Source organism: Pseudomonas sp. RC3H12, from assembly GCF_018596375.1.
Classification (GTDB): domain Bacteria; phylum Pseudomonadota; class Gammaproteobacteria; order Pseudomonadales; family Pseudomonadaceae; genus Aquipseudomonas.
This window is the reverse complement of the sequence record NZ_CP075595.1, coordinates 2,950,001-2,973,654: the sequence shown is the minus strand read 5'-3', so window position 1 is coordinate 2,973,654 and position 23,654 is coordinate 2,950,001. Positions and strand designations below refer to the sequence as shown.

23 protein-coding genes are annotated in these 23,654 nt (G+C 64.1%); 9 read left to right on the top strand and 14 right to left on the bottom strand.

The window, feature by feature from the left end; translation table 11 throughout:
- Window positions 1–1,128, top strand: a complete 1,128-nt coding sequence (locus tag KHO27_RS13560) for an acyl-CoA dehydrogenase (RefSeq protein WP_110703547.1) — start codon at window positions 1–3, stop codon at window positions 1,126–1,128.
- 13 nt (window positions 1,129–1,141) lie between these two features.
- On the top strand, window positions 1,142–1,915 hold the full coding sequence (locus tag KHO27_RS13555) for an enoyl-CoA hydratase (RefSeq protein ID WP_102683680.1): 774 nt from the start codon (window positions 1,142–1,144) through the stop codon (window positions 1,913–1,915).
- A gap of 34 nt (window positions 1,916–1,949) precedes the next feature.
- Here KHO27_RS13555 and KHO27_RS13550 read toward each other — a convergent pair whose 3' ends face one another.
- Complete coding sequence (locus KHO27_RS13550) at window positions 1,950–6,503, bottom strand: coiled-coil domain-containing protein (protein ID WP_214500361.1); 4,554 nt, start codon at window positions 6,501–6,503, stop codon at window positions 1,950–1,952.
- A gap of 408 nt (window positions 6,504–6,911) precedes the next feature.
- Here KHO27_RS13550 and KHO27_RS13545 point away from each other — a divergent pair, with 408 nt between their 5' ends.
- Both KHO27_RS13545 and KHO27_RS13540 read left to right on the top strand, forming a co-directional pair.
- Complete coding sequence (locus KHO27_RS13545; RefSeq protein WP_110703552.1) at window positions 6,912–7,316, top strand: TraR/DksA family transcriptional regulator; 405 nt, start codon at window positions 6,912–6,914, stop codon at window positions 7,314–7,316.
- 344 nt (window positions 7,317–7,660) lie between these two features.
- Window positions 7,661–7,855: a hypothetical protein gene (locus KHO27_RS13540; RefSeq protein ID WP_102683678.1), complete on the top strand. Its 195-nt coding sequence runs from the start codon at window positions 7,661–7,663 to the stop codon at window positions 7,853–7,855.
- 5 nt (window positions 7,856–7,860) lie between these two features.
- On the opposite strand, the gene KHO27_RS13535 is transcribed toward KHO27_RS13540, so the two are convergent.
- The gene (locus KHO27_RS13535; RefSeq protein WP_110703556.1) at window positions 7,861–8,046 is read right to left on the bottom strand and encodes a hypothetical protein; all 186 of its coding nucleotides are present in this window, start codon (window positions 8,044–8,046) and stop codon (window positions 7,861–7,863) included.
- A gap of 314 nt (window positions 8,047–8,360) precedes the next feature.
- Here KHO27_RS13535 and KHO27_RS13530 point away from each other — a divergent pair, with 314 nt between their 5' ends.
- Window positions 8,361–8,831, top strand: coding sequence for a hypothetical protein (locus KHO27_RS13530; protein WP_046854840.1), 471 nt, complete (start codon window positions 8,361–8,363; stop codon window positions 8,829–8,831).
- A complete protein-coding gene (locus KHO27_RS13525; protein WP_102683675.1) occupies window positions 8,828–9,037 on the top strand; it encodes a hypothetical protein in 210 nt (69 codons plus the stop codon). Before KHO27_RS13530 ends, KHO27_RS13525 begins: the two co-directional genes overlap by 4 nt.
- A gap of 3 nt (window positions 9,038–9,040) precedes the next feature.
- On the opposite strand, the gene KHO27_RS13520 is transcribed toward KHO27_RS13525, so the two are convergent.
- The 7 genes from KHO27_RS13520 to KHO27_RS13490 all read right to left on the bottom strand — a co-directional run bounded on the left by KHO27_RS13520 (window position 9,041) and on the right by KHO27_RS13490 (window position 16,223).
- Window positions 9,041–9,406 (bottom strand): Na+/H+ antiporter subunit G, encoded by a 366-nt coding sequence (locus KHO27_RS13520; RefSeq protein WP_046854842.1) that lies wholly within the window; start codon window positions 9,404–9,406, stop codon window positions 9,041–9,043.
- The gene (locus KHO27_RS13515) at window positions 9,403–9,681 is read right to left on the bottom strand and encodes a K+/H+ antiporter subunit F (RefSeq protein WP_046854843.1); all 279 of its coding nucleotides are present in this window, start codon (window positions 9,679–9,681) and stop codon (window positions 9,403–9,405) included. The genes KHO27_RS13520 and KHO27_RS13515 overlap by 4 nt, the downstream gene beginning before the upstream one ends.
- Window positions 9,678–10,166: a Na+/H+ antiporter subunit E gene (locus KHO27_RS13510; RefSeq protein ID WP_102683673.1), complete on the bottom strand. Its 489-nt coding sequence runs from the start codon at window positions 10,164–10,166 to the stop codon at window positions 9,678–9,680. The genes KHO27_RS13515 and KHO27_RS13510 overlap by 4 nt, the downstream gene beginning before the upstream one ends.
- Window positions 10,163–11,842, bottom strand: coding sequence for a monovalent cation/H+ antiporter subunit D (locus KHO27_RS13505; RefSeq protein WP_110703558.1), 1,680 nt, complete (start codon window positions 11,840–11,842; stop codon window positions 10,163–10,165). Before KHO27_RS13505 ends, KHO27_RS13510 begins: the two co-directional genes overlap by 4 nt.
- Window positions 11,839–12,183 (bottom strand): Na+/H+ antiporter subunit C, encoded by a 345-nt coding sequence (locus KHO27_RS13500; RefSeq protein ID WP_023632557.1) that lies wholly within the window; start codon window positions 12,181–12,183, stop codon window positions 11,839–11,841. The genes KHO27_RS13505 and KHO27_RS13500 overlap by 4 nt, the downstream gene beginning before the upstream one ends.
- Window positions 12,183–15,089 (bottom strand): monovalent cation/H+ antiporter subunit A, encoded by a 2,907-nt coding sequence (locus KHO27_RS13495; protein WP_110703560.1) that lies wholly within the window; start codon window positions 15,087–15,089, stop codon window positions 12,183–12,185. The genes KHO27_RS13500 and KHO27_RS13495 overlap by 1 nt, the downstream gene beginning before the upstream one ends.
- A gap of 189 nt (window positions 15,090–15,278) precedes the next feature.
- Window positions 15,279–16,223, bottom strand: coding sequence for a DMT family transporter (locus KHO27_RS13490; protein ID WP_110703561.1), 945 nt, complete (start codon window positions 16,221–16,223; stop codon window positions 15,279–15,281).
- Window positions 16,224–16,307: 84 nt separating this feature from the next.
- Between KHO27_RS13490 and KHO27_RS13485 the strand changes: the two genes are divergently transcribed.
- A complete protein-coding gene (locus KHO27_RS13485) occupies window positions 16,308–16,871 on the top strand; it encodes a helix-turn-helix domain-containing protein (protein WP_214500360.1) in 564 nt (187 codons plus the stop codon).
- A gap of 73 nt (window positions 16,872–16,944) precedes the next feature.
- Here KHO27_RS13485 and soxR read toward each other — a convergent pair whose 3' ends face one another.
- Window positions 16,945–17,400 carry a redox-sensitive transcriptional activator SoxR gene (soxR, locus tag KHO27_RS13480; protein WP_110703565.1) on the bottom strand — a complete coding sequence of 152 codons (456 nt, stop codon included), beginning with the start codon at window positions 17,398–17,400 and terminating at the stop codon, window positions 16,945–16,947.
- An 88-nt stretch (window positions 17,401–17,488) separates the two neighbouring features.
- Here soxR and KHO27_RS13475 point away from each other — a divergent pair, with 88 nt between their 5' ends.
- The gene (locus KHO27_RS13475; RefSeq protein ID WP_110703567.1) at window positions 17,489–17,869 is read left to right on the top strand and encodes an antibiotic biosynthesis monooxygenase; all 381 of its coding nucleotides are present in this window, start codon (window positions 17,489–17,491) and stop codon (window positions 17,867–17,869) included.
- Here KHO27_RS13475 and KHO27_RS13470 read toward each other — a convergent pair.
- The gene (locus KHO27_RS13470; protein ID WP_110703569.1) at window positions 17,848–18,618 is read right to left on the bottom strand and encodes an alpha/beta hydrolase family protein; all 771 of its coding nucleotides are present in this window, start codon (window positions 18,616–18,618) and stop codon (window positions 17,848–17,850) included. The two genes, KHO27_RS13475 and KHO27_RS13470, sit on opposite strands and share 22 nt — an antisense overlap.
- On the bottom strand, window positions 18,602–19,714 hold the full coding sequence (locus tag KHO27_RS13465; protein WP_371926925.1) for a DUF3182 family protein: 1,113 nt from the start codon (window positions 19,712–19,714) through the stop codon (window positions 18,602–18,604). Before KHO27_RS13465 ends, KHO27_RS13470 begins: the two co-directional genes overlap by 17 nt.
- A gap of 195 nt (window positions 19,715–19,909) precedes the next feature.
- Between KHO27_RS13465 and KHO27_RS13460 the strand changes: the two genes are divergently transcribed.
- A complete protein-coding gene (locus tag KHO27_RS13460; RefSeq protein ID WP_110703573.1) occupies window positions 19,910–21,712 on the top strand; it encodes an aminopeptidase P family protein in 1,803 nt (600 codons plus the stop codon).
- A 40-nt stretch (window positions 21,713–21,752) separates the two neighbouring features.
- On the opposite strand, the gene KHO27_RS13455 is transcribed toward KHO27_RS13460, so the two are convergent.
- Together KHO27_RS13455 and rhtA are read right to left on the bottom strand one after the other, a co-directional pair.
- Window positions 21,753–22,034 (bottom strand): hypothetical protein, encoded by a 282-nt coding sequence (locus KHO27_RS13455; RefSeq protein ID WP_110703575.1) that lies wholly within the window; start codon window positions 22,032–22,034, stop codon window positions 21,753–21,755.
- 186 nt (window positions 22,035–22,220) lie between these two features.
- On the bottom strand, window positions 22,221–23,108 hold the full coding sequence (gene rhtA, locus KHO27_RS13450) for a threonine/homoserine exporter RhtA (protein WP_110703577.1): 888 nt from the start codon (window positions 23,106–23,108) through the stop codon (window positions 22,221–22,223).
- Window positions 23,109–23,654: the final 546 nt, after the last annotated feature.

The following is a 23,654-nucleotide window of genomic DNA, read 5'->3' as shown; positions in this document are numbered from 1 at the left end:
ATGCTGGTAACTGACGAGCAACAACAGATCGCTGACGCAGTGCGGGCGTTTGCCCAGGAGCGGCTGAAGCCGTTCGCCGAGCAGTGGGACAAGGAACACCGCTTCCCCAAGGAGGCCATTGAGGAAATGGCCGAGCTTGGCCTGTTCGGCATGCTGGTGCCGGAGCAGTACGGTGGCAGCGAAACAGGATATGTGGCCTACGCCATGGCTCTGGAAGAGATCGCCGCCGGCGACGGCGCCTGCTCGACCATCATGAGTGTGCACAACTCGGTGGGTTGCGTGCCGATCCTCAAGTTCGGCAGCGAGGCGCAGAAGCAGCAGTTCCTCGCGCCGCTGGCCAGCGGTTCGATGCTCGGCGCGTTCGCCCTGACCGAGCCCCAGGCCGGCTCCGATGCCAGCAGCCTGAAGACCCGCGCTCGCCTGGACGGCGACCATTACGTACTCAATGGCAGCAAGCAGTTCATCACCTCCGGACAGAATGCCGGGGTGGTGATTGTCTTCGCCGTCACCGACCCGGATGCCGGCAAGCGCGGTATCACGGCCTTCATCGTGCCCACCGATGCACCGGGTTACCAGGTGGCGCGGGTCGAGGACAAGCTCGGCCAGCATGCTTCCGACACCTGCCAGATCATCTTCGACAACGTGCGCGTGCCGGTGGCCAACCGCCTCGGTGAGGAAGGGCAGGGCTACAAGATCGCCCTGGCCAACCTCGAAGGCGGACGGATCGGCATCGCCTCGCAGTCGGTGGGCATGGCCCGCGCCGCCTTCGAAGTGGCCCGCGACTACGCCAACGAACGCCAGACCTTCGGCAAGCCGCTGATCGAACATCAGGCCGTGGCTTTCCGCCTGGCCGACATGGCGACGAAAATCGCCGTGGCGCGCCAGATGGTGCTGCACGCCGCCGCGTTGCGCGACGCCGGGCGCCCGGCGCTGGTGGAAGCCTCGATGGCCAAGCTTTTCGCCTCGGAAATGGCCGAAAAGGTCTGTTCGGATGCCTTGCAGACGCTTGGCGGTTATGGCTATCTGAGCGACTTCCCGCTGGAGCGCATCTACCGCGACGTGCGGGTCTGCCAGATCTACGAAGGCACCAGCGACATTCAGCGCATGGTCATTGCGCGCAATCTTTGAAGGAGCAGACTGCATGGCATTCGAAACCATCCTGTTGGACATCCACGGCAAGGTCGGCCTGATCACCCTCAACCGTCCGCAGGCGCTCAACGCGCTGAACGCGCAGATCGTCGGCGAGATCAACCAGGCCCTGGACCAGCTCGAGCGTGACCCGAACATCGGCTGCGTGGTGCTCACCGGTTCCGCCAAGGCCTTCGCCGCAGGCGCCGACATCAAGGAAATGGCCGAGCTGCAATACCCGCAGATCTACGTCGACGACCTGTTCAGCGATGCCGACCGGATTGCCAACCGGCGCAAGCCCATCATTGCCGCGGTATCGGGCTTCGCCCTGGGGGGCGGCTGCGAGCTGGCGATGATGTGCGATTTCATCCTCGCCGCCGACAATGCCAAGTTCGGCCAGCCGGAAATCAACTTGGGCGTGTTGCCGGGCATGGGCGGTACCCAGCGCCTGACCCGCGCGGTGGGCAAGGCCAAGGCCATGGAACTGTGCCTGACCGGGCGCCTGATGGGCGCCGAGGAAGCAGAGCGCGCTGGCCTAGTGGCGCGCATCGTGCCGCAGGCTGAGTTGGTGGAGGAGGCGCTGAAAGTGGCAGCGACTATTGCGGCCAAGTCGATCCCGGTGAGCATGATGGTCAAGGAGAGCGTCAATCGCGCCTTCGAAGTGACCTTGAGCGAAGGCGTGCGCTTCGAACGCCGGGTATTCCATGCCGCGTTTGCCACCGAAGACCAGAAAGAGGGCATGGCAGCCTTCATCGCCAAGCGCGAAGCACAGTTCAAGGACCGTTGACGTGACGGGCGCGGCATTCGCCGCGCCCGTCGGATCATAGGTTGAAGAAGTACCGTGCAGCGGCTGAAGCGGTGATCGGGGCGCGGTACACTTCCACCACTGTGCCGCTTACGTCGACGTAGCGATGCCCCGGCATATGGCGTTGCGCGGCGAGTTTGAGGTGCCCTGCGGTGAAGTCGGCTTTTGCAGCGTTCATCGCCCGATAATGAAAGTGCGCATACCACAACACCTGCCCGTCATGGCTGATACCATATTCGTCGAGGAAGTCCGCTGGCCTGCCCTTGACGCTGGCCAGGCGGGTACGGCTGCCGACCCTGCTGATCTGCACATGCTTACCCTCGACCAGGAACATTACTTCACCCATGCGCGGTTTCTGCGCCATGGCGGTCGCCACGCGCAGCTGCGTTGCCTGCCCTTGCAGCTCGTCGGCCAGCCTGCGCAGGGCACGCGCCACCTGCTCGGCATCCTTGCCGCCCAGCGCCTCATCGGTCTCGTTGTCCTCGGTCAGGCGGGCTTCGATGGCATCGGCACGGGCTTGCAAGCGTTCCTGCTGGTGGCGCACGCTCTCCTCTAGTTCAACCGGCAGGTAGCGGCTCGAAACCGCTTGCAGCCTTGCCACCTCATCGCGGGCAGATTTCATCAGCCTGTCGCTGCCGTTGAGCAGGCGCTTGAGGCTTTGCCCGGCGCGCTGGGTGGCTGCCTGGGCAGGTTGGAGCTCGACCCATTCGCCCTGTTTGAGGTGGTAGGTGCGGGTGATGGTCTTGTTGTCCGGGCCTGGAATGTCAACGGTGTTTGCGTCATCCGCTCGGGGCTCGGCCAGCAGCAGGCCGTGTTCTGTGGTGTCGATCAGCCCCGGTACTTTCTTGCGCAGTTGTTGCAGCGTGCTGATCGACGGGTAGTCAGGCAGTTCGGCGAGCTCCTGCTTGATGCGTGAGAGGATCCAGTCAACCTGTTCTTGTAGTTGGCGCATCGTCCGTTGCGCGGCATCTGCGCTGATCTGCTCGGCAAAGTGCCCCAGTTGACGGGCCGCGGCCTGGAACTGTTCGAGGATGCTGCGCAACAATCGGACTGCGACTTCCTCGTCGGCGTCAACCAACCTGAACAGTTTGGCGCGCTGGGCGATGCCCAGCTCGACGTTGCTCCAGAAACGGTCTCGCCAGAACGGCGCGTCGCCGCTGAGCCCGTGTACCAGCGTCATGCGGTTGACCAGCGCTTCGAGCCGCAGGAAGCGCAAGATCAGGTCGCGCTCTGCCGTGGCGGGCATGGTCGCAGCGAGCTTGCTCCATTGCAGTATCTCGGGTTGCTGCGGGCTCGCCAGCTTGTTCAGGGTGTCCTGGTTCTGGCGCAGGCGGGTGTTGTTGTCGATCATCTGCTCGATCAGCGGTGCCAGCGTGTCCAAGCGACTGGCAGCGATTCTCGCGTCGCTGGCAGAGAGGTCCATGCCCTGCTGTTGTTGCCTGGCAAGCTGCAGCAGTTGCTCGCGCACCGGCTGGTAGCGCATGTGCAGGATCTTGCGCTGCAAGCGCTGACAGAAACTGTCCTGATAGACCGCGAAGGCGTGGACCTTCTTGAAATCCTTGAGCGGTTCCAAGCTATTGCGGGTTTTCAGCCGCTCGATGTGCGTGGTCCAAAAGTCGGAAAGCGCCTGCAACTTCTCTTGGCAGGTCTGCAAGGTGGTGTCGTCCTGGGTCGCGGCGGCGATTTTCTCGACGGTGGTCTGCTGCTTGATCTTCTCGGATATGGTGTCCTTGTCCGCCTTTATCTGCTCATTGACTGTGCGCAGGGCACTTTCCTTGTCCAGTTGCATCCTGCGTATCCGCCCTGCCAATGGCATGCCCCCCTTGAGTGCCAGGCGCAGGTCCAGTTGCCAGCGACCCACCTCGTCGCGGCGTAACCACGGGCCATGCTCATGGTCTGGGCCGACGATACGCATCTGGTTGCGGGGCATGCCGAGCTCGACTTCGTACACTTTGCCGCCCAGTTGCGTGTAGAGCTTGCTGTCGTGCAGGTACAGGCCGCGCAGCGCGCCGCTGGGGACCGGAGTGCCGAGCGAGCTGGCGGCGACGGCGGCTTGTAACGCATTCAGCGAATCGCGCTGGGCGTTGGTCAGCGTTTGCGTGGGGCGCGCCCAAGCGAAATCGAGGTGGCTGTCGGCAGGCTGCCTGACCTTCGGTGGCTCGGGCACGAAGGATTCGGGTTCAGTGAGGTGGGCGGCGATAGCAGAGAACGGCGCCGTTTCACCTTGCTCCTGGCGCAGCCTGAACAACGAATGAGTGAACAGCAGCATGGAGATGTTGATCAACAGGTTGACGATGGAGAGGCGATACCTGCTCGGCTCGCGTTCGGCATCCGCGTCCACGTACTCGGCCAGCGCCACCTCCATCTGCGCCAGCCACGCCACTTTGCCCAGCGTGCCACCGGCGAGTGGCAGCAGGGTGTTGAACAGCAGCAATCCCAATTCCTTCCAGCGCGCCCAGCGGGTTTGCGCGGTGGTTGCTGCATGTTCTTCGAAGTGCTGCAGTGATTCGTTCACGCAAGCCAGGTAGAGCGCCGCACCAGGGTCGGCGACGGGGGCTTCCCTCGCCAGCTCCACCGGCGCCGGTGTGCCCCATGGCAGCGCATTGGTGTCCTCGAGTACCACGAACAGATGAGGCTCCAGAAAGCCGCCATGGGCATAGAATCGTCGGTTCTCGGGCGCCAGGCGTTGCAGCAGGTCATCCTGCAGCTTGCCGGGGCTGCTGATGGCGACGAACAGCGCCAGCCGATCGCTGAACTGCAGAAGTGTGTCCTCATGCAGCGGACGGTACAACAGGCAGGTCTCGGCGCCGGCGGACAGCGGTTCGATCAGCCAGGTGTTGCAGGGGTGATCCACCGATGCTCCAGGCGACTTGATGAAACCCAGCGGGCGCATGATCCAGCGTCGGGCTTCGTCATCTTCGGCCGTCCAGAACACTTGGGCGATACGGCTGGCAGCTTGCTGGTCCGGCAGTTTGCCACGTAGATAAAGCTCCTGTGCCAACGCGGGCAGCTGGCTGCGCAATTGAGTGGTGAGCAGGCGCTGACGAGCCACGCGCCCGTTCGGATCGTCCAGCAGCTTGCGGCGCAGCATGGCAGGGTAGCTTGCACCGATGTCCAGCTCGCTGACCACGCTGCGCAGGTAGCTCTCGGTCATCCATTCGGGCAAGGGGCTCGGGTCAGTCGAACGCAGTTCGACCCGGCCCGGTCGGAGCAGGCCGAGGTTGCCGATTGCCAGCTGGGCCAGTGTGTACTCGACCGGCGTCACCTCGCCAGTGGTAAAGACCCCGCCTTGGGCAGGCGCGGCGACGCCGGTGGTCTGGTAGTTGCAAACCCTGACATGCTTGGGATCGACACTGTCATCGGGGTGATCAGCCGCGAAGCGTGCAGCCAGTTGCCGGTTGGCAAAGCCTTGTGCGTTGTCGACGCCATCCAGCCAGAACTGGCCTTGGTTGTCCTGACACCCTTGGGCGACATCGAGGAGCAGCGTGCTGAAGTGTATCAGCGAGCGGCTCTGGGCATTGCGCAGCCAGTTTGGCAGATGCTGCAACAAACTCTGGCGTTTAGTGGCCTCGACTTCGCTGCACAGGGAGATCATGGAGGTCAGCCGGTCCAGGTCCAGGTTCATGTTGAGGGCATCGAGCCTGGTTCGATACTGCCCCGCACGGTGGGTGATGACCCGCAACTGCTGATCGAGCAGGCCCAGTGCCTGGGTTTCGAAGTGCCCTTGGCTCGATAGGCTGATGCTGACCTGGCGTGGGGCGTGGTGGGGCGCGGCGGGCCAGTAGCGGCCAATCGCCTCGAGCATGTCCTGACGGGACTTGAAACTGTACAGCTTGCCGGCCAACGTGAAGAGCAAGGTCAGATCGCGTGTGGGATCACCATCGGCGTGTTCGATGAGCAAGGCGCTGGCAAGGTCGATATCGAGCGTCCCATCGGCAGAGAAATCCACGCCAAGATGGGAAACCTTCAGACCTGCCGTGTTACTCCACCTGTCCAGTCCTTGCGCGAATGGCTGGTCATGCACCAAGGTGGCGACTGCCAGGGCGAAACCGGGAAGGCTCCCCGCGCTACGGTGAGCGTCGACAGCGGTTTGCAACTGAGCACGCAGGAACGCTGCATACCATTGCCAGGGTGTCTGCCCGCTGTTATCGAAGGCGCTCCAGTAGGCAGTCAGCGATTGTTCATAGGCCTCGAGCAGAAACGGCCCGGCCTCGTCGATCAGCAACTCGACCGGATGCAGGTCGATGTCCACCTGCCAGGCCGGATCCCCATCCACGTGGGTGGTGACGAAGTTTTCGCCATCGCTCAGGTTCATGGTCTTTTTTGCGCAGTAGCGCTCTACGAGCACGTGCGACAAGGGGCGCACCCAGGTGTCACCCGTGCGTGGATGGCGGCTTGCCAAATACAGCGCGAGCGGGTCATAGGGGTTGTCTGGCAAGTGCCGCTGCCATTGCTGGCGCAGGATCTGATCAGCGGCGTCGAGTAGTACCGGGCGATCACTGAAGCGTAGGGCGACCTTGCAATCCAGGTTGCTGGAGCGGGCTATACGGTGGTGCAGGTTGTCGGTCATGGTCCTGGCCTGGTGTTTGAAAGAGGCACATCAGGCGATTTTTCGTGCTTGCCGGGGCTTTAGCCGACTACTACCCAGTCCGCGGATAGCTGCGCAGAACCAGCGGTGGTGACTGCGTCCCGAGGTGTGGGACGTTGGGCGGGGCTGACAGCACCGTGTTTGTTGCGGCATATTGCACTGAGACGCCCGACAGACGCGCAAACCCGGCAAACCACGACGCCAATTAGCGGATTCCTGGCCATTTCGGTCAAATCCCCCGTCATTTCTGTTGCCCACTGCCGCGCGGCACCTTAGACTTCCGCCCCCTGTAAAAGAGTGCCGGTTGGCGCTTGAAGAATTCCGCCACCGACGTGCCACCGTCTGTGGCACCCGAATCGCCCATATGCACATTTTTTCATAGAGAAATCGATGACCAAGGAACAGTTGCTGGCCATGTCGGCCGATGACTACATGAACGCCGAGCAGCTCGCGTATTTCACCGCGCTGCTGCAGGCGATGAAAGTCGAAACTCACGAGCGCATCGAACTCAGCCGCACCGCCATCGAAAGCCTGGATACCCCGTCGGATCCCGCTGACGTGGCGTCGGTCGAGGAAGAACGCACCTGGTTGGTCAATGCCATCGACCGCGACCAGCGTCTGCTGCCGCAACTGGAGATGGCGCTGGACCGCATCACCGACGAAAGCTTCGGCTGGTGCGACGACAGCGGCGAGCCGATCGGCCTGAAGCGCCTGCTGATCAGCCCGACCACCAAGTACTGCATCGAAGCCCAGGAGCGTCACGAACAGCTCGACCGCCACCAGCGGCAGGTCTGATCCAACGCCTTGTGCAAGGCCCCGCGGAGCGATCCCTGGGGCCTTCGTGTTTTCTTGCCTTGCATCAAGCGTGGCCGCCGCCATCCAGGCGCCACGTGTCGGCGAGCACGGACGTGGCGTCGCGGTGGCCGATGAGCTAGGTACCGGGTCGAACAAACCGGTGTGCAGCTTGCACAGATTACGGGGCTGGCAGCACGTGTCGAAGGCCAGATCCGCGCAATTGGATTGAGCGGATTTGTTGCCGGAATTGCAATACAGCTGTACCTGGCGGCGCTTTTTCCCAGGCAGGGCAGGCCGTATCATGCGTGCATCGTTAGGTTGCTAATTAAATTCCGGAGGGAATGATGAATAGCCAAGTCGATGTCGCCGTCATGATCGGGACTGGCGTGCCGCGCTCAATGCAGGCCCTGGGCAACCGTGTGTGTTGGGTGGTACTGGTCGATGGCGAGCGTCGCGGCACAGCATTCGCCAGCCGCGCCGAAGCCTTGGAATGCCGGGATGCCTGGCTGGCCCTGCTGGACAGCTGCAACGCGGCCTGAGGCGTTCAGCGCTCGAATTGTCGGGCCAGTGCGCAAGCCTGCTCGTGGCACTGGCGAAAACCCCTGACCCGGCCCGTATCGCGTTCGGCGATGTGGTAGAAGGCGACACCGGCGGGAATGACGATATAGCGAGGCATATCATGGCCGGAAATGTTACGTGCCTCTCGACGGGTTTCAGTGTTTTCGTGCATATTCGCTCTCCTGTAATGCGCGACTGAAGGCCAGCATTCCTTTCTGGCGAAAGAACTGGTGCTGCTTGTCGCATCCTTTCCGGCATTTGCGCTGTCGGACATTACGTTTCCCTTTGCGGAATCGAGCCGAAGCTTACTTCGCATCGCCGGGCGGTGGCTGGGTGAACTGCTTCCTGGTTGCCCTTGCGCCGTTGCGCGTGGACGCTTTGTCGCTTGTTTCCACGGTCCTGCGGACCTTGACTAAAAAGTGCCTGTCACCTGACGCAACTTGTGTCCGTGGCGTGGCCGTTGCAATCGATGTGAGGAGCCCTTCATTGGCAGTCAGTACACTGGATACCCATGCGTTGTTCGCCCTGGGCGACTTGCGCGCACAGCTGGTCAAGCTGTTCCACGGGCGTTTCATCTATGTCACCGAGCAGAACCCGGAAGGCCTGTACATGGCCGAAATCGACACCGAAGACGCCATGGTGGTCGACGACAAGCAGCGCCTCGAATTGAAGGTGGGTGACCACTTCCGTGCCGCGGTGTTGCCCAGCCGTGAGGGTGGCAAGCTGGAGTTGCGCTTTCGCGAGATCAAGCTGAACGTCTATGGCCAGGGCGACTACGCCTTCGTCTCGGTACCGGAAGGCGACGGTATCGTGTTTCGCGACGGGCATGGCGTGATGCTGGTGTTCGCTGCCCAGCAACAGGTGCAGGAAGGCCTGGGCAAACTGCTCAAGGCGGTGACCGGCAAGGTCGCCAAATGGCGCAAGGGCGAGTTGACCACCTTCAAGGCCAGCGAATGATCGACGAGCCCACCGCGGGCTCGCGGGCCGACTTTCACCGCCTGCACCAGGCACGTGCGGTGGAGGAGGCCGAGCGCCTGCTTGCGCGCCGAGAGGCGCTGCACGGCGGCTGGCTGGCCTGGGTCGCCGGCGAACTCTATCGGATGAGCCCGCCGCCTTTTGCCGCCATGGTACGCCGCGAGTTGCAGCGCTTGAGCCAAGCATGAGCCTCAGTTGCCGCGATCGCGCCCGCTGCTGACTTCCTCAGGTACGTTTTCACCCGAGGTGCGTTTGCGAAACAGCGCGGCCCTGGCCAACAGCAGCGTGGTCACCGGCACGGTGATCGACAGCAGGATCGGGATCAGCCACGCATGCAGCACCGGGCTCTGCTTGAGCACCGAGAAGTACAGGATCGAGGCCGCCGCCACGCACCACGCACCGATGGTCGAAGCCAGCGCGGGCGGGTGCATGCGCTGGAAGAAGTCTTTCAGACGAACCAGCCCGATGGCACCGATCAGCGCGAACAGGCTGCCCAGCAGCAGCAGCGTGGATACCAGCAGTTCCAGCCAGAACGGCAGTTCGATAGCTTCGTTCATTCGATCACCTCGCCACGCAGCAGGAATTTGGCCAGGGCGAACGAGCCGACGAAGCCGAACAGGGCGATCAGCAGCGCGCCCTCGAAGTAGGTGTCACTGGCGTAGCGAATACCCAGCACCAGCATCATCAGCATGCCCAGGATGTACAGGTAGTCCAGTGCCAGCACCCGGTCCTGGGCGGACGGCCCGCGGAACACCCGAATCAGCGCCAGGCCCATGGCGATGGCGAAGATGAACAGGCTGGTGAGGACGGCATAGGCGAGCAGGCCGCTCATTCGAAGATCTCCCTCAGCGGGCGTTCATAGGTGTGCTTGAAGTGTTCGATGAAGGCCGTTTCGTCTTCAAGGTCGAACACGTGCAGCAGCAGTACGCTGCGATCCAGCGCCAGTTCCGACCAGACGGTGCCGGGCACCACCGTAGTGATCATCGACAATGCTGCCAGGCCATGGGCATCGCGCAGATCCAGCGGGATGTGCACGAACGCCGAGCGCGGTGGGGTACTGCCCGCGCGCAGGACGCCACGGGCCACCAGCAGGTTGGAATGGATCACGTCGAGGCCTACCCGGCCAATCAGCTTGGCGATTGCCCAGGGGCGGCGCACGTGGGCGTGTTGCGGGCGCAGCGGGGCCATCAGGATCGGCGCGAGGACGCCCAGCACGGCACCCAGCAGCAGGTTACCTGGGCTGACAGAGAGGTTGAGCAGCAGCCACAGTACGAACAGTGCGACGGACAGCAGCGGCGCAGGGAACAGTCGGCTCATGGCTGCGCCTCCGCGCTGAGGGTGGTCGGGCCGGGCAGTGGCCGGGTGGCCATCACCGCCTTGACGTAGGCCTCCGGCGTGCTCAGGCTCGCGGCGGTGTCCTGGGTGTAGCGCAGCAGCGGCTCAGCTTTGAGACTGAGGAAGATGCACAGGCCCAGGAGAATGACGATAGGCACGCATTCATAGCGACGCAGCACCGGCGAGGGGCGTTCCTCGGGCTTCCAGAAGCGCTGGATGCCCACCCGGCCGAAGGCGATCAGCGAGGCCATGCCGGACAGCACCAACAGGGTGACCAGGGTCCAGCCCGCGACGCCCAGCGGTTGCTCCGGGCTGACACCCATGCCTTGCGGGTTGAACAACGCGCTGATCAGGTTCAGCTTGCCGATGAAGCCCGACAGGGGAGGCATGCCGATGATGAGCAGGGCGCAGGCGATGAAGGCAAGGCCGAGGAAGGCCATGGTCCAGGGAATGATCTGGCCGATCACCACCTGCTGCTCATCGTCGAGGTTGATGCCTTTGGGTGGGTGCAGCGACTCCAGCGGCGAAGGCATTGCGCCTTCTTCATCTTCCAGCGGCGCCTCGTTGGCCGAGCGCGAACGCTCCACCAGCTCGGCCAGCAGGAACAGCGCGCACAGGGCCAAGGTGGAACTGGCCAGGTAGAACAGCGCGGCGCCGGTGAGGATCGGCTGGCCGAAACCGACGGCGGCCAGCAGCGTGCCGGCGGATACCAGGATGCTGAGGGCCGCCAGGCGCTCCAGACGCTGCGCCGCGAGGATCGACATGGCCGCCACGGCAAGGGTCGCCAGGCCGCCATACACCAGCCAGTCCCCGCCGAAGAACGCCGAGGCGCCGGCCTGGCCGGAGAACAGCAGCGTCCACAGGCGCAGGATGGCGTACAACCCGACCTTGGTCATGATCGCGAACAGCGCGGCTACCGGCGCACTGGCCGACGAATACGCCGGTACCAGCCAGAAGTTCAACGGCCAGACCCCGGCCTTGGCCAGGAAGGCGACCGCCAGGATCGCCGCGCCGGCATGCAGCAGGCCGCGATCGGCTTCCGGCACCAGCGGCACTTTTAATGCCAGGTCGGCCATGTTCAGGGTGCCGGTCACGCCGTAGAGCATGGCCGCGCCCACCAGGAACAGCGACGAGGCGAACAGGTTGATGGCGATGTAGTGCAGCCCGGCCTTGACCCGTGCCCGCCCCGAGCCATGCAGCAGCAGGCCGTAGGAGGCCGCCAGCAGCACCTCGAAGAACACGAACAGGTTGAACAGGTCGGCCGTGAGGAAGGCGCCGTACAGGCCCATCAGCTGGATCTGGAACAGCGCGTGGAAGCTGGCGCCGGCACCATCCCAGCGGGCCCGGGCGAACAGCAGGGCGCTCAGGCCGATGATGCCGGTCAGCGTCAGCAGGAGCGCCGACAGGTGGTCGAGCACCAGGGCGATGCCGAACGGCGCCGGCCAGTTACCTGGCAGGTAGACGCCGATGGACTCGGCCTGGCCTTGGGTGCGCACCCACATCAGCAGGGTCACGGCGATGCCCAGGCCGAGGGCGGTGGACAACAGGTTCAGGCGCGCCTTCAGCCAGCGGTGCTTCTCACCAATCAGCAGCATCAGCGCCGCGGTGAGCAGCGGCAGCAGGATCGGCGCAATGATCAGTTGGTTCATCCCGCTCATTCGTCACGCTCCCGGCCATCGACGTGGTCGGTGCCGGTCAGGCCGCGCGAAGCCAGCAGCACCACCAGGAACAACGCGGTCATGGCGAAGCTGATGACAATGGCCGTCAGCACCAGCGCCTGGGGTAGCGGGTCGGTGTAGTGCAGCAAATCGTGGGGCACGCCGTCCTTGATGATAGGCTCCTTGCCGATGAACAGGCTGCCCATGCTGAAGATGAACAGGTTGACGCCGTAGGACAGCAGGCACAGGCCCATGATCACCTGGTAGGTACGCGGGCGCAGGATCAGCCAGACCCCCGAGGCGGCGAGGACACCGATGGCGACTGCTATGACTTCTTCCATCAGGCGGCTCCTGCTTGGCTGGACTTGGCGGGGCGGTAGGCACGCACCGACTGGTGGGCCAGCGCGGTGAGGATCAGCAGGGTCGAGCCGACCACCACGGTGTACACGCCGATGTCGAAGAACAGCGCGCTGGCCACATGCACGTCACCCAGCAGCGGCAGGTGCAGGTGGGCGGTGTGGGTGGTGAGGAACGGGTAGCCGAGCAGCATCGCGCCGGCGCCGGTAAGGGTGGCGCAGAGCAGGCCGGTGCCCATCCAGCGCAGCGGGCGCAGGCTCATCTGCGCCTCGACCCACTGGGTACCGGCGACCATGTACTGCAGGATGAATGCCACCGACATCACCAGGCCCGCGACGAAACCGCCGCCGGGCTGATTGTGGCCACGCATGAACAGGTACATTGACACCAGCAGGGCGATCGGCAGCAGCAGGCGCACCAGGGCGGCCGGCACCATCATGAAGCCCAACGCGGTGTCGGTGGCGTGGCGCGGGTTGACCAGGTCGGTGACCACGTCCGGTGCCAGCTGCCGCTGCTGAGCCGGCAACTGCATGCTCTCCTTGGGCGGGCGGAAACGGCGCAGCAGGGCGAACACGGTCAGCGCCACGGCCACCAGCACGGTGACTTCACCGAGGGTATCGAAGCCACGGAAGTCCACTAGCATCACATTGACCACGTTGGTGCCCCCGCCCTCCGGCAGCGCGCGGCTGAGGAAGAACGAGGAAATGTCGTTGGGCGTGGGGCGGGTGAGCATGGCGTAGGACAGCAGGGCCATGCCGCCGCCGACCAGCACCGCCAGCAGCAGGTCGCGCAAGCGACGCAGACGGGCGCGGTCCTGGCTGCCGGGCAGCGGCGAGACGCCTTCGATACGCCGTGGCAGCCAGCGCAGGCCGAGAAGGATCAGCACGGTGGTCACCACTTCGACTGCCAGCTGGGTCAGGGCCAGGTCGGGCGCGGAGAACCAGACGAAGGTGATGCAGGTCATCAAGCCGCAGACGCCGACCATGATCAGCGCCGCGAGACGGTGGTACTTGGCCTGGTAGGCGGCGCCGATGGCGCAGGCAATGGCGATCAGCCACAGCGCGACGAACACCCCGGAGCCGGGGATCTTCGGCCGCTCGCCCCAGCTCAGGCCGCTGTACAGCAGTGGCGTCAAGCCGGCGATGAAGGCCGCCAGCACCAGCATGAACAACTGCGTCTGCAGGCGGCGGGTGGTCAACAGGCGCTCGAGATGCCGTGCCAGCAGCATCAAGCGGACCAGGCCATGCTCGAACAGGCGCTTGCCATTGAAGCGCTCGATCAGTGGCGGGTGGGGGAAGCGACCGCGTTGCAGCTGCTTGCGCAGCAGCAGGTAGAGAACGATACCGCCGCTCATGGCGATCAGGCTCATGATCAATGGCGCATTCCAGCCGTGCCAGATGGCCAGGCTGTACTCCGGCAGGGTGCCGCCTACCACCGGCAGGGCGGCGGCGGCCAACAGCGGGCCGACCGATTGTGCCGGGAAGATGCCGACCACCAGGCAGGTGAGCACCAGCAGTTCGACCGGCGCGCGCATCCAGCGGGGTGGCTCGTGGGGCGTATGCGGCAGGTCTTCGGCCGTGGGCCCGAAGAACACGTCGACGGTGAAGCGCAGCGCATAGGCCACGCTGAAGGTCCCGGCGAGGGTGGCAATCACCGGCAAGGCGGCTTCGACCCAGGCGGTGGAGGTAATGAACACGGTTTCGGCGAAGAACATCTCCTTGGACAGGAAGCCGTTCATCAGCGGCACCCCGGCCATCGACGCGCTGGCGACCATGGCCAGGGTGGCGGTGAACGGCACCAGGCGGAACAGGCCGCTGAGGCGGCGGATGTCGCGGGTGCCGCTCTCGTGGTCGATGATCCCCGCAGCCATGAACAGCGAGGCCTTGAAGGTGGCGTGGTTGAGAATGTGGAACACCGCGGCGACCGCTGCCAGGGGGCTGTTCAGGCCCAGTAGCAGGGTGATCAGGCCCAGGTGGCTGATGGTCGAGTAGGCCAGCAGGCCCTTGAGGTCGTTCTGGAACATCGCGGCGAAGGCGCCGAGCAACAGGGTGGCGGCACCGGCGCCGCCGACGATCCAGAACCACTCCTCGCTGCCCGACAACACGGGCCACAGCCGGGCGAGCAGAAACACCCCGGCCTTGACCATGGTCGCCGAGTGCAGATAAGCCGATACGGGAGTGGGCGCCGCCATGGCATGGGGCAGCCAGAACTGGAAGGGGAATTGCGCGCTCTTGGTCAGGGCGCCGATCAGGATCAGGGGCAGCAGCACCGGGTACAGCGCATGCTGGCGGATGATGTCGCCGGCAGCCAGGACCTTGTCCAGGTCATAGCTGCCGACCACATGGCCGAGCAGCAGGGCCCCGACCAGCAGGCACAAGCCGCCGGCCCCTGTCACCATCAACGCCATGTAGGCGCCGCGGCGGGCGTCGGCGCGGTGGTGCCAGTAGCCGATCAGCAGGAACGAGAACAAGCTGGTCAGTTCCCAGAAGAACACCAGCTGGAGCAGGTTGCCGGAAATCACCAGGCCGAGCATGGCGCCCATGAATGCCAGGAAGAAGGCGAAGAATCGCGGCACCGGGTCCTGCGGCGACATGTAGTAGCGCGCATACAGCGCCACCAGGCTGCCGATACCCAGCACCAGCAGGCTGAACAGCCAGGCGAATCCGTCCATGCGCAGGACCAGGTTCAGGCCCAGGCTGGGCAGCCACAGGAATTCCTCGCGAATCACCCCGCCATCGGCCACCTGAGGGTACAGCAACGCCACCTGGACGGTGCCGACCAGGGCCACGAGCCCGGCGAGAATGGACTCGGCGTTGCGTGCGTTGTGCGGCAGGACAGCCGCCAGGCAACTGCCCACGAAGGGCAGAAGCAATAGCACAATCAATGACATAGCGTTCTGTTCTGAGAAGTTTGCCAAGGATCATACGTGCCGGGGGGGGGATCACCAACACGCAAGCAGTTGCAGGATCGTACAAAGGTGCTGTGAAAAGCTGTTTTTTTATAACAGTTTTTTACAAAGCATAGCGGGTGACAGCGTTGCCGTGGGGCTGCGTTGCAGCCCCGAGGAAGTGCAGGAGGGTTACAATCCCGTCTCGCGCTGACGCGTGTGATCGTCCGGCAACGCCTCTGCCTCATCCTGGCGACGAACCTTCAGTTCGCTCACCACCACCGCCAGCACGATCAGCACCCCGCCGATCAACGCCACGCCAGGCAAACGCTCGCCGGCAATCCGCCCGACAATACCTGCCCACACCGGCTCGCCGGCATAGATCAGCGTGGCGCGGGTCGGCGAGACCGACTTCTGCGCCCAGTTCATCGCCACCTGGATCACCGCGCTCATGGCGCCCAGGCCCACCGCGCTGGCCAGCAGCAGCCAGGAGAAGTCGGGGAGCTGCTCCTGGGTCGGCACGATCATCAGGAACGACAGCGCCGAGGCGGTGGCCAACTGCACCACGGTGACCCGACGCACATCCACCTTGCCCGCGTAGCGGCTGATTAGGATGATCTCGCCGGCGATTGCCACGGCGCTGACCAGCGTCACCAGCTCGCCTTCGCTGAAGTGCAGCGCGCCGCCCTCGGGGCCGGCCAGCAGCATCAGCCCGGCGAAGGCCAGGCCGATGCCCAGGCTCGGCATCAGGCCTGGGCGGCGGCCCAGCACCAGCCATTGCAGCAAGGGCACGAAGGGCACATAGAGCGCGGTGATGAATGCCGACTGGCTGCTGCTGATGGTCTGCAGGCCCATGGTCTGCAAGCCGTAGCCGAGCATGATCGACACGCCGATCAGGACCCCTGCCTTGAGTTCGGTGGCGGTCAGTCCTGCCAGCGAGCGGGCCGACACCAGGCCGACGAACAGCGCGGCGGCAGCGAAGCGCAGGCCGACGAAGAACATCGGGCCACTGACGGTCATGACGTTGTGCACGATAAGGAAGGTGCCGCCCCAGAGCATGGTGATGAACACCAGCACCAGTTCGGCCTTGCTCAGGCGGAAGGTGACGGCGGGCTTGCTGGGGGAGGCCTGGCTCATGGTCTTGCGCACTCGGAAGGGGCGGCGCACAATTCGCCGCAAAGTGGGCAGTATACTGCGCACCCCCTACCAGTGAGCAATATAGTGCACAAAGATTCCGAGCACCGGGCTTCGGTGCTGCTGCATGTCAGCCAGAATGTTCGCCGCCTGCGCGGTGACGCCCGCCTGAGCCAGGCCGCCCTGGCCGAACGCTCCGGGGTCAGCCGGCGCATGCTGGTGGCCATCGAGGCCGGCGAGAAGAATGTCAGCCTCACCACCCTGGACCTGATCGCCGAAGCGCTCGGGGTGGCGTTCAGCACCCTGATCCAGGCCCCCGACCGCCGCGATCCCAGCCGTATCGACGAGCTGGCCTGGGCCGGCGTGCACCCTGCCAGCCGCGCCGTGCTGCTGGGCAGCAGCCCGGCCCGGCGCGAGGTCGAGCTGTGGGAATGGACCCTCGCCCCTGGCGAGTGCTACGCCAGCGAGGCAGATGCCGCTGGGTGGAGCGAGCAGATCTATGTGACCGAAGGCCGCCTGACGCTGGTCATCGAAGGCGGCGAGCAGCAGTTGGGCAAGGGCGAGTTCTTCGTCTTCCCCAGCGATTGCCGCTACGCCTATCGCAACGATGGCGAGGAGGCGGTGCGTTTCGTGCGTAATGTGGTGATCTGAGGGGTGGAACGGGTGCTGAAGACATCGGCATAGGCGAACGCCAACGCGGTCATCGGTCTTCAGCGCCTGATCCTCAATCCTGGCTCGGTGGGTGGGGGCCGGGGCCTTCATCGGCCAGGCGATCATGGTGGTTGCGCAGCGGGCACTCTTTCAGCGACATGCAGCCACAGCCGATGCAGCCATCGAGCTGGTCGCGCAACATCACCAGCTCGTCGATACGCCGGCTCAGGTCGTCGCGCCAGCGTGCCGAGAGGCGCTGCCAGTCGTCGGCGGTGGGCGTGTGGTCGCAGGGCAGGGTATCCAGGGCGTTGGCGATGTCGGCCAGGGGGATGCCCAGGCGCTGGGCCATCTTGATTACCGCCACTCGGCGCAGCACGGCCCGTGGGTAGCGCCGCTGATTGCCGGCGTTGCGGGTGCTGTGGATCAGGCCCTTGGTCTCGTAGAAGTGCAGGGCGGTCACGGCCACGCCGCTACGGGCGGCCAGCTGGCCGACGCTGAGCAGGCGTTCCTGGGAGGAAGGTGGTTTCATCGTCAACAAAATCCTTGACCTTGAGTTAGCTGGAGGTTTTACCCTCCACGACCATCTGCTGCAAGAGCCCGAAACGAGGAGAAGCAACATGACGGCCAACACCCATTCCCTGTGGTTCACCCAGATGATCGAGTACGACGTGCCACCGCTGCGCCAGGATGCGCTGGCCGAGGCGCTGGTGGTGCGCAGCGAGCACCTGGCGCAACGCTGCGACGGCTTGCTGAGCGTCAGCATCCAGGTTAGTGACGACGGCCGGCGGGTGCTTCAGCTCCTGCGCTGGCAATCGCGCCAGGCGTGGGCGGCAGCCGCGGGAAGCTTCATCGAGGAGCCGTTCCTCGACCTGCTGGGCGAGCATCAGGCGCGGGGGGTGAATTTCGCCGCCTACCAGACCCTTCGCAGCCTTGTGCGCGGCGCCGATGGTGGCCTGCACTGCCAGTTGGGCAGCGCTCAGGCGTACCAAGGCGCATAGTGCGGGTAGCGGTCCAGGCGGGCACCAATGACCATCTCGCTGATCCAGGACGTGAGTATCGCGCTGTAGGCCTTCTGGCTTTCTTCGCTGGACAGGGCATGGTCGGCGCCGTCTACCAGGCGGTGGGTCATGGAATGGGCACTGACGAACGCCGAGCGGTAACTCATCAACGTGCTGTGAGGTACGTAGTCGTCCTGCTCGGACTCCACCAGCAGTACATCGCCGCCAAATTCGGCGCAGGCTGCCAGGGCACGGTTGTCGGCCGGGCCAAGGCTGAGCTGGCGGTAGGCGTTGAGGCGCTGGCGGTCGAGGGCCTGCTTGGGCGCGTTCCATTCGTCGTCCCAGTAGAGGGCGGGCACCCTGAGCGCCAGCCATTTGACCGGCCGGCGCGGGGTAAGCAAGGTGGCCAGGTAGCCACCGTAGCTACTGCCGATCACGGCAATGGCCGCGGGGTTCACCGAAGGGTGGTTGGCGAGCCGGTCGTAGGCGGCCAGCAGGTCGGCGAGGTTCTGCTCGCGGGTGACGCTCAGGCGCTGGCTTTCGGTCTTTTCATGGCCGCGCAGGTCGAAGGTCATGCAGACGCAACCTAGCCCGGTGATCTGCCGGGCACGGGCCAGGTCGCGCTGCTGGCTGCCGCCCCAGCCATGGACGAAGAGAATCCCTGGCATGCGGCTGCCGGGGCTGACCAGGGTGCCGGCAATGCTTTCCCCTTCGACTTGCAGTTCCACGGTTTCACTCTCGATGGTCATGGTCGCGTATCCGTGCATATTTGCTGAGTTGTCCAAGTTCACTGTCATGCCCCTGATAGAACAGCGTGGCATCGGCGGGTAGTCGCGCCTGGCCGAACACCTCGTGGGTCGATGCGCATAGCCGCTTCAGGGCCGGGTCGCCGGCGAACGTCGACAGCGCCAGGACCTCGGCCGGGCTGGCGCCCCCGATGCGCCACGACTGTTCGAGCACGCCGCTGCGCAGGTGGCCTTGGCGGTCGTTGCCCCGGGCGATGTCGTAGTTGCGGCGCGAAGCGATGAAGCCAGGGAAGTAGCGTTCGGCGGCCTGTTCGTAGGCCATGGCCTGATTGATGGCCAGGCGCAGATGATCGTCCAGCGGCAGTTGCAGCAGTTGCAGGTAGTCGCCCCGCACCACCACCAGGTCGGAGCCGCCGTAGACCTCGGTCCCTGCGTGGTCGCGGGTTAAGTGCTGGGTGCCGTGGTAACTGAGGGTGAGCCCGGCCACGCGCACCTGGCCGACGCTGAAGGTCTCGACCGCGTCCAGGTCCTCTTCCAGCACCAGGCCCCATAGCCCCAGGGCCTCGTCGTCCATTGCCTGCAGTAGCGGTTCCAGGGCCTGGGAATCGTTGATCACCTGCTGGCCTCTGCCTGCACAAGCCAGTACCGGCTTGACACGCACCGGGCCGTCGCGCAGCAGCAGCTCGGCGGCGCGGCGCGCGTCTGCCTTGGAGAACACCGTGTAGCCGCGCAGCAGGGCGTCGCTGGCCAGTTGGGCGAAGGCATCCGTCCAGCCGGGTGGAAAGCTGGCATCGGCTGGCAGGGGATGGGAAATCGCCTTGGTGGCCATGTGTGGATGGCTGACCGCACCGCCGAATAGGTCCTCTTCGCCATGGATGCCGAGTGCCATCTGGCGCGTCGGGTCGACCAGGGTGTCGCTCGGCACGTAGTAACAGCGGGCATCGGTGCTGGGTACGGGCGCTGACTCGACCCGATCGATGCCCAGCAGGTGTGCCAGGTACTGGGCGATTTTCAGGTGCGTCGCCTGCTCATGGTCCGGCGTGTGCGCCCGGGTGTCGAGGAGCACGACCGCGGTTTTCGGTGCGCGGGAGTGGGGCATGGCCAACCTCGCGTTCGCAGGGTGTGTAAGGGGTGTGAAGGCGCGTAGGCTGTTTAGTTCAGGAGGAAGGATCGACGGTCGGCAGGGCACTTGGGGCAATGCATGCCTTGTTACGGTCGTGGTGATTGCGGGCGCCCGCCAGCTGTTTCATTATCAACGGCTTGGACCCGTCGACACCTATCCGCAGGAGTGCGCATGAACAGTCAGTCCCCGCTTCACGAACCCGTACCGGCGCGCCTTGCCCGCGTGCGCGAGGCCATGGCCCGGGAGGGCGTGGCTGCCTTGCTGGTGCCTTCGGCCGACCCGCATTTGTCCGAGTACTTGCCTGGCTATTGGCAGGGACGGCAATGGTTGTCCGGCTTCGAGGGGTCGGTGGGCACGTTGGTGGTCACGGCGGATTTCGCTGGGCTCTGGGCTGACAGTCGCTATTGGGAACAAGCGAACAAGGAACTGGCCGGCAGTGGCATCGAGCTGATGAAGCTGCGGCCCGGCCAGCCAGGCGCGTTGGAGTGGTTGGGTGCGGAGGTCGATGGTACCGTTGCGGTGGACGGCGCGGTCATGGCAGTGGCCGCAGCCCGCCAGCTAAGCGAGCGTCTGCAGGCACGGGGCGCAAAGTTGCGTACGGACATCGATCTGCTGGCCGGGGTCTGGAGCGAGCGGCCATTGTTGCCGGGCAATCCGGTCTACCAGCACCTGCCGCCCCATGCGACCGTCAATCGTGCGCAAAAGCTTGCCGAGCTGCGGGGCACCCTGCAGGAAAAAGGCGCCGACTGGCATTTTATTGCCACGCTCGACGATATCGCCTGGCTGTTCAACCTGCGTGGCAGCGACGTTTCCTACAACCCTGTGTTCGTCTCTTTCGCGTTGGTCAGCCAGGACAAGGCGTACCTGTTCGTTGGGCGTGACAAGGTCGATGGGCACCTGCGCGATGTATTGGCGGCCGATGGTATCGAGGTCCGTGACTACGCAGCGGTCGGCGACGCGTTGTCGGCGATTCCGGCCACGGCCAGCCTGCTGGTGGATCCGGCGCGGGTCACCCGTGGGTTGCTGGATCACCTGCATGGGCAGGTTCGGCTGGTCGAGGGCATCAATCCGACGACCTTGAGCAAGTCGCGCAAGGGTGAAGGGGATCTCGCCCATATCCGCCAGGCCATGGAGCAGGACGGCGCGGCATTGTGCGAGTTCTTTGCCTGGTTCGAAGCGAACCAAGGGACCCAGCACATCACAGAGCTGACCATTGATGAGCGGTTGAGCGCGGCCCGTGCCCGCCGTCCGGGCTTTGTATCGCTGAGCTTTTCCACCATCGCGGCCTATAACGCCAATGGCGCCATGCCGCACTACCGCGCCACCGAGCAGTCCCATGCCGTGATCGAAGGCAACGGCCTGCTGTTGATCGATTCGGGTGGCCAATACCTGGGCGGAACAACCGATATCACGCGGATGGTGCCGATCGGCGAGCCCAGCCGCGAACAGCAGGCGGATTGCTCGCGGGTGCTCAAGGGCATGATCGCGCTGTCCAGGGCCAGGTTCCCGCGTGGGATCCTCTCGCCGCTGCTCGATGCCATCGCCCGGGCGCCGATCTGGGCTGACCAGGTCGATTACGGGCATGGCACCGGCCACGGTGTCGGCTATTTCATGAATGTGCATGAAGGTCCGCAGGTAATTGCCTACCAGGCAGCCGCCACGCCGCAGACGGCCATGCAACCGGGGATGATCAGCTCCATCGAGCCGGGGACCTACCGACCAGGGCAGTGGGGGGTGCGCATCGAAAACCTGGTAGTCAACCGCGAGGTCGGTACCAGCGAGTTTGGCGAGTTCCTGGCGTTCGAGACCTTGACCCTGTGCCCGATCGACACGCGCTGCCTGTTGGTCGAGGCGCTGGGCAGCGAGGATATTGCCTGGTTGAACAGCTATCACCAGACGGTGCGCGAGCGGCTTGCCCCTTTGCTGGAAGGTGAAGCGCTTGCGTGGCTGGAGCGGCGGACCGCGCCTCTCTGAACGTGAAAAGGGCAGCCATTGGCTGCCCTTCATGCATCTGTTACTTGCAAATCACGATCATGCTGCGGCTGGTGTATCCGGCAGGGTTGATGCCGAAAACGTAATCGCCAGGCTCTTCGTCGGAGTCACCGGAGCGGGCGATGACCTTGTAGCCCTTGCTGCTACAGGAGCTGGCGGCCTTGCTGTAGCACTTCTCCCACGACGAGGAGAGTCCCGAGCAATTGATATGCAGGCCTTTCTTCCCTCGTTTCACCTCGGTATTGGCTGTCGCGGCACATCCAGCGATGACCAGGATGCCCAGGATGAGCAAAATACGTTTCATTCCTGTCCTTATACGGCCCGACTACATTAACGGACCTGACGTTTGCGCGTTTCCTCTTCCTTGATGATCCCCGGCGTCCATGTACCGCTCAGTAGATAGCGTCAAGATTATGATCTGGTGACAGCTTAATCAGCCACGCCGGGCGGTACAAGGCTACAGGTTGGCTAAATGAAAATATTTCTCAAATCAGTCGGCAGCCACGGGTGGCGCCGCTTCCCGTTTCATGGAAAGGGTAGCGCCCACCGAGGCGGTGATGATGGCGAGAATGGCCAGCCACTGCCAGAGCGTGAGCTGCTCGCCCAGGAACAGTAACCCGGACAATGCGCCAAAGGCTGGTTCGATGCTCATCAGGGTGCCGAAGGTGCGTGCGGGCATGCGGGTCAGGGCCACCATTTCCAGGCTGTAGGGGAGCGCCGTGGACAGGATCGCCACGCCCAGGGCTACGGGCAGCAGGGCAGGGGTGAGCAGCGCGGTGCCGGCATGGGCGATACCGATGGGGGCGACGAACAAGGCAGCGATCACTACGCCCAGTGCGGCGGTCTGGATGCCGTTCTCGGCACCGGCTTTCTGCCCGTAGAGGATATACAGCGCCCAGCACACACCGGCCCCTACGGCGTAAGCGGCGCCGATCGGGTCGAGCCCGCCACCGGTCTGGCCTACGGGGATCAGCAGCAACAGCCCGGCGACTGCCAGGGCGATCCACAGGAAGTCCAGCGCTCGTCGCGAGGCCCACAGCGCCACCGCGAGTGGCCCAGTGAACTCGAGTGCCACGGCGATGCCGAGAGGCACGCTGCGCAGGGACATATAGAAGAGGAAGTTCATGCCACCCAGGGCCATGCCGTAGATGATCACGCTGCGCAGGGTGCTGGCGTCCAGGCGCGCGCGCCAGGGCCTCAATATAAGCAGCATGATGATGCTGGCGAAGATGAGGCGCAGCGCTGTGGTGCCTTGGGCTCCGACAATGGGGAACATGCTCTTGGCCAGCGAGGCTCCGGACTGGATGGAAGCCATGGCGATCAGCAGCAGGCCGATAGGGAACAGCGTGGTGGCCAGGCTGCGGTGCGGGGTATTCATGTTGGGGTCCGTTGTTGTGCGCGCAAGGGTGCGCAATATAGTGCGCAGCAGGGTGTGGATTGGCAAGGTCGGGTGTGGTTTCAGTAAACGAGGTTCAGAATGATTGAACGCCTGGCAGCCTTCCTGCGGTCCAGCATCATAATCCTGTAATAAAAGGTTGACGGAGTTTCAGATCCCCTTATAATGCGCCCCACTTCCGACGTAGTCGAAACGCAAAACCTCTTGTTAATCAATAAGTTGAGTGTTTCAGGTAGTATCGGAAGTGCTTCGGTCATCTGATCGGCAGCGGTGAAAAAGGCAGTTGACAGCAGGTTGTAACGCTGTATGATTCGCCTCCCGCTACGAGAGATCGCAGCGAGTCAAGTGTTTGAAGTTGAACGGGTTTCTCGCAAAATACTTCAAAATAAACGCTTGACGCGAAATGAGGAAAGCGTAGAATGCGCGCCTCGGTTGAGGCGAAAAGCGCTTAGCCAAACGCTCTTTAACAAATTGAATCAAGCAATTCGTGTGGGTGCTTGTGAGTACGGACTGATAGTCGCCAAGATT

Coding starts and splice junctions, on each gene's coding strand:
- KHO27_RS13515 (WP_046854843.1), bottom strand. CDS start 9,681: ATGAGCGGCCTGCTCGCCTATGCCGTCCTCACCAGCCTGTTCATCTTC.
- KHO27_RS13460 (WP_110703573.1), top strand. CDS start 19,910: ATGAACAGTCAGTCCCCGCTTCACGAACCCGTACCGGCGCGCCTTGCC.
- KHO27_RS13525 (WP_102683675.1), top strand. CDS start 8,828: ATGATCGACGAGCCCACCGCGGGCTCGCGGGCCGACTTTCACCGCCTG.
- KHO27_RS13495 (WP_110703560.1), bottom strand. CDS start 15,089: ATGTCATTGATTGTGCTATTGCTTCTGCCCTTCGTGGGCAGTTGCCTG.
- KHO27_RS13475 (WP_110703567.1), top strand. CDS start 17,489: ATGACGGCCAACACCCATTCCCTGTGGTTCACCCAGATGATCGAGTAC.
- KHO27_RS13505 (WP_110703558.1), bottom strand. CDS start 11,842: ATGAGCGGGATGAACCAACTGATCATTGCGCCGATCCTGCTGCCGCTG.
- KHO27_RS13535 (WP_110703556.1), bottom strand. CDS start 8,046: ATGCACGAAAACACTGAAACCCGTCGAGAGGCACGTAACATTTCCGGC.
- KHO27_RS13455 (WP_110703575.1), bottom strand. CDS start 22,034: ATGAAACGTATTTTGCTCATCCTGGGCATCCTGGTCATCGCTGGATGT.
- soxR (WP_110703565.1), bottom strand. CDS start 17,400: ATGAAACCACCTTCCTCCCAGGAACGCCTGCTCAGCGTCGGCCAGCTG.
- KHO27_RS13545 (WP_110703552.1), top strand. CDS start 6,912: ATGACCAAGGAACAGTTGCTGGCCATGTCGGCCGATGACTACATGAAC.
- KHO27_RS13550 (WP_214500361.1), bottom strand. CDS start 6,503: ATGACCGACAACCTGCACCACCGTATAGCCCGCTCCAGCAACCTGGAT.
- KHO27_RS13465 (WP_371926925.1), bottom strand. CDS start 19,714: ATGCCCCACTCCCGCGCACCGAAAACCGCGGTCGTGCTCCTCGACACC.
- KHO27_RS13490 (WP_110703561.1), bottom strand. CDS start 16,223: ATGAGCCAGGCCTCCCCCAGCAAGCCCGCCGTCACCTTCCGCCTGAGC.
- KHO27_RS13555 (WP_102683680.1), top strand. CDS start 1,142: ATGGCATTCGAAACCATCCTGTTGGACATCCACGGCAAGGTCGGCCTG.
- KHO27_RS13560 (WP_110703547.1), top strand. CDS start 1: ATGCTGGTAACTGACGAGCAACAACAGATCGCTGACGCAGTGCGGGCG.
- KHO27_RS13540 (WP_102683678.1), top strand. CDS start 7,661: ATGAATAGCCAAGTCGATGTCGCCGTCATGATCGGGACTGGCGTGCCG.
- rhtA (WP_110703577.1), bottom strand. CDS start 23,108: ATGAATACCCCGCACCGCAGCCTGGCCACCACGCTGTTCCCTATCGGC.
- KHO27_RS13500 (WP_023632557.1), bottom strand. CDS start 12,183: ATGGAAGAAGTCATAGCAGTCGCCATCGGTGTCCTCGCCGCCTCGGGG.
- KHO27_RS13520 (WP_046854842.1), bottom strand. CDS start 9,406: ATGAACGAAGCTATCGAACTGCCGTTCTGGCTGGAACTGCTGGTATCC.
- KHO27_RS13510 (WP_102683673.1), bottom strand. CDS start 10,166: ATGAGCCGACTGTTCCCTGCGCCGCTGCTGTCCGTCGCACTGTTCGTA.
- KHO27_RS13470 (WP_110703569.1), bottom strand. CDS start 18,618: ATGACCATCGAGAGTGAAACCGTGGAACTGCAAGTCGAAGGGGAAAGC.